A 3,570-nucleotide genomic window follows, 5' to 3' on the forward strand; every position below is an offset into this window, starting at 1 on the left:
GTTCGTATGCGAGTTCGGCAAACTGGGACAGAATTACACCGTCCGGATCAGGCAACCTTACGATGCCGGGCAGGACTTTATCGACGGGCTGATGCCGGCTGCCGCCGGACGCGCCTGAGCATTTGGAGACGATCATGGCCAAAACCAAGGCGGAAGCCGACCTCGACCAGCCGGACGAGCAACTCGACCGTGCCATCGAAGAGTTGCGCGGGGTCCTGCATGAAGAGGAGCAACGTCCCGATGCGGCGTTCAGGGCGGCCTCATCGGCCAATTCGAGCGTGATCATGAACATCCCCGTCGATGTCCAGATCATCCTCGGCAGCACCGAGATGCCGGTCTCCGATCTGATGGCGCTGCAAAAAGGGTCGACCGTGGCGCTCAATCGCCGCATCGGCGAACCTGTCGACGTCGTGGTCAACGGCCGAAAGATCGCGCGCGGCGAGATAACCGTTCTGGAAAGCGATCCTTCGCGCTTCGGCATCAGGCTGACCGAAATCATCGCCGGCACGAAGGGCGCCTAGACATGGTTTGCGGGGCTTGCCGGTGGCAGCGGAGGCGAGTGGCATGACGACGCCGGTGACCTTGACCCGCGCGCAGAAGGCGGCCGCCATACTTGTGGCGATGGGCAAGCCGTCGGCCAGCCGCCTGCTGAAATTCTTCAAGCAGGAAGAACTGAAGGCCCTGATCGAGGGCGCCCGGCTGCTGCGGACGATTCCGCAAAGCGATCTTGAGCGCATTGTCGCTGAGTTCGAGGCCGAATTCACCGAAGGGGCGGGATTGCTCGATTCCGCCGACAGGATGGACACCATCCTCAACGAATCGCTCTCGCCCGAAGAGATGAGCGCGATCATGGGCGACAGGAAATTCGAGGTCGCACCGGAAGGCCCGCCGCCGATCTGGCCCGAGCTCGAAAAGCTCGAACCGGCGCGGCTTGGCGCCTTCCTGGCCGGTGAGCATCCGCAGACAGCGGCCATGGTGTTGTCGAAGCTGGCGCCGCAGGTGGCGGCGAGCGTGCTGCTGACACTGACCAAGCCGATGCGTGGAGAAATCATCAAGCGCATGGTGACGATGGCCAATGTTCCCGACGCTGCCGCCAGGATCGTCGAAAACCGGCTGCGCACCAGTGTGCTGGCCGAAACCTCGACCAAGGATACCTCGGCCGGACAGGCGCGTGTCGCCAGCGTCCTCAACGAACTCGACAAGCCGCTGCTCGAGGAGGTGATGCAGGATCTGGAAGCCGCCGGCACGCCTGATCTCGACGGCGTGCGAGCCCGGCTGTTTGCTTTCGACGATCTGCCGCTGCTCACCCAGAAAGCGCGGGTGCTGCTGTTCGACGGGCTATCGACGGAGCTGGTCACGCTGGCCTTGCGTGGCACGTCGGCCGCCCTTGCAGAATCGGTGCTGTCGGCCATCGGCGCCCGCTCGCGGCGCATGATCGAAGCCGAGCTCGGGCAGGGCTCGGACGGGATCCCCCTCGCCGATATCATGGCGGCCCGCAAGACGATCGTGACGACGACGATCCGGCTGTCGCGCGAAGGCGCCTTCGAACTCCCCTCGACCCAAGACGCCGCCTAGGACCGCGCCATGGCTGACGCGGTCGACAAGGATTCGAAAACCGAAGAGGCGACGGAAAAGAAGATCCGCGACACCATCGAACAGGGCAAGCTGCCCCATTCGCGGGAGACAGCGCTCTTTGCCTCGTTCGTTGCCATACTGGTGTTCACCGTCTTCTACGCCAAGGATGCGATCATCGATCTCGGCATGTTCCTGTCGATGTTCCTGGAGAAGCCGGAAGCCTGGCCGATGGACACGGAGACCGACGTCATCGCGCTTTACAAGATCGTCCTGCTCGAGGTCGGCCGCGCCGTCCTGAGCTTGATGGTGCTGCTGACCGTCGCCGGCGTCGGCGCCTCGGTGTTCCAGAACATGCCGCAATTCGTAGGCGAGCGGGTCCGGCCGCAACTCTCGCGTATTTCGATCGCCAAGGGTTGGAACAGGCTGTTCGGCATCCAGGGTTGGGTCGAGTTCCTGAAGTCACTCGGCAAGGTCGGGTTTGCCATCGTCGTGCTGAGCTTCACCCTGTCGGAAGACCACCGCAAGCTGCTCGCCGGGATGATCACCAATCCGGTCGCCTTCGGTCTCGTCATCCGCGGCATCGCCGTCGACATCCTGGTGGCGATCGTCTTCGTCATGGGGCTGATCGCGGCAGTCGACATCGTCTGGTCGCGCTTCCACTGGAAGCAGGATCTGCGCATGAGCAAGCAGGAGGTCAAGGACGAGTTCAAACAGTCCGAGGGCGACCCGATCGTCAAGTCGCGGCTGCGCTCGCTGGCGCGCGACCGGGCGCGCAAACGGATGATGACGGCGGTGCCGCGCGCGACGCTGATCATCGCCAACCCGACGCACTTCTCGATCGCGCTGAAATATGTGCGCGACGAGGACTCGGCGCCCATGGTGCTGGCCAAGGGCCAGGATCTGGTGGCGCTCAAGATCCGCGAGATCGCGCGGGAACACAACATCCCGATCTTCGAGGACGTGGCGCTCGCCCGCTCCATGTACAAGCAAGTTTCGGTCGATAATGTGATCCCGTCACAATTCTACCAGGCCGTCGCCGAACTGGTGCGGATCGTCTACTCGAAAAAGGCTGAGCGCAGACAGATTTCATGAACCGGCAACCGCACGCAAAATCCCGCGAGATCATCGTCGCCAGCGCCATCGAGCAGGTGGTGGGCGAACTGAGGCTGATCGATGTCGCCGACTACATCGCCTTTATCCGGCTGGAGCATTTCGCATGCCTGTCGGACCTGGTCGATTCAGCGGTTGAGTTGTTCTTCATGCCGGGTACTCTGCGGCTCGGCCATGGTGGTGAGGCGCATGTCGACTGGAGCGGCAGCCCGCGCATCGTGCTCGATCTGGAACTGAGGCCGCCCGGCGTCACCGTCTATTTCCAGCTGACGCTGAGCGAGCTCGGCGCGTCGGTGGCGGTCAACTACGTATCGTTCGAGAAGCCGGGCGAAGACCCGGAGCGCAACACGGCGCTGCTCGAAGCGGTGATCGAAGAGGCGCGTATCCGCAAGGTCGAGCCGCTGGCCTATCGCTGACCGTCGGTCGCTTTCGAAGCGCTGCCGAATTCCCCTATTCGATCAAGCCCAGCCGCAGCGCCTTGGCAACGGCCTGGTTGCGATTGACGGCGTTGAGCTTCTGGGTCGATTGGGTCAGATACTGGTTGGCGGTGTGCACCGACAGTTTCAGGAGTCGCGCGATCTCCTCGCTGGTGTTGCCGTTGGCGGTCAGCTTCAGGCATTCGAGTTCGCGCTTGGAGATTGCACGCATGCGGCCGGCATCGCTCGGGCGGATGCGGGCGACTGCGGCGAACAACGAAAAGCAACGAGCGTGGATCTCGTAGAGAGCGTCCTGCGACAGGGTGATCTCCGAGCCCAGGAAAACGACAAGGCCGCATTGGCCGCGGTCGGCGTGGACGGGGAAGGCGATGCCGCTGGTGCCGGGCGCCAGCGGCGCCATCTGCTGCGTCCAGGCGAGATTGCCGAACATCTCGGCCATGGCGGTGAC

At 63.4% G+C, this 3,570-nt stretch carries 5 protein-coding genes and 1 pseudogene; 5 read left to right on the forward strand and 1 reads right to left on the reverse strand.

Translation table 11 applies throughout. From position 1 onward, the window contains the following. The 5 genes and pseudogenes from ENZ74_RS35355 to ENZ74_RS25805 all read left to right on the forward strand — a co-directional run. Window positions 1-118, forward strand: a pseudogene (locus ENZ74_RS35355) (flagellar motor switch protein FliM); the annotation flags it as partial. A gap of 16 nt (window positions 119-134) precedes the next feature. Beyond that, the gene (gene fliN / locus ENZ74_RS25790; RefSeq protein WP_023809994.1) at window positions 135-521 is read left to right on the forward strand and encodes a flagellar motor switch protein FliN; all 387 of its coding nucleotides are present in this window, start codon (window positions 135-137) and stop codon (window positions 519-521) included. A gap of 43 nt (window positions 522-564) precedes the next feature. Continuing rightward, entirely contained in the window at window positions 565-1,575 is a 1,011-nt protein-coding gene (locus ENZ74_RS25795; RefSeq protein ID WP_013529806.1) for a flagellar motor switch protein FliG, read from the forward strand. Window positions 1,576-1,584: 9 nt separating this feature from the next. Continuing rightward, entirely contained in the window at window positions 1,585-2,667 is a 1,083-nt protein-coding gene (gene flhB, locus ENZ74_RS25800) for a flagellar biosynthesis protein FlhB (RefSeq protein WP_024502683.1), read from the forward strand. Then, window positions 2,664-3,101, forward strand: coding sequence for a hypothetical protein (locus ENZ74_RS25805; RefSeq protein ID WP_024502682.1), 438 nt, complete (start codon window positions 2,664-2,666; stop codon window positions 3,099-3,101). The genes flhB and ENZ74_RS25805 overlap by 4 nt, the downstream gene beginning before the upstream one ends. A gap of 34 nt (window positions 3,102-3,135) precedes the next feature. Here the strand turns inward: ENZ74_RS25805 and ENZ74_RS25810 are convergent. Then, window positions 3,136-3,570: helix-turn-helix transcriptional regulator (locus ENZ74_RS25810; RefSeq protein ID WP_245471009.1), on the reverse strand; the 435-nt coding region annotated here is incomplete at its 5' end.

The sequence above is a fragment of the Mesorhizobium sp. M7A.F.Ca.CA.002.15.2.1 genome, assembly GCF_003998715.1.
GTDB lineage: Bacteria > Pseudomonadota > Alphaproteobacteria > Rhizobiales > Rhizobiaceae > Mesorhizobium > Mesorhizobium ciceri.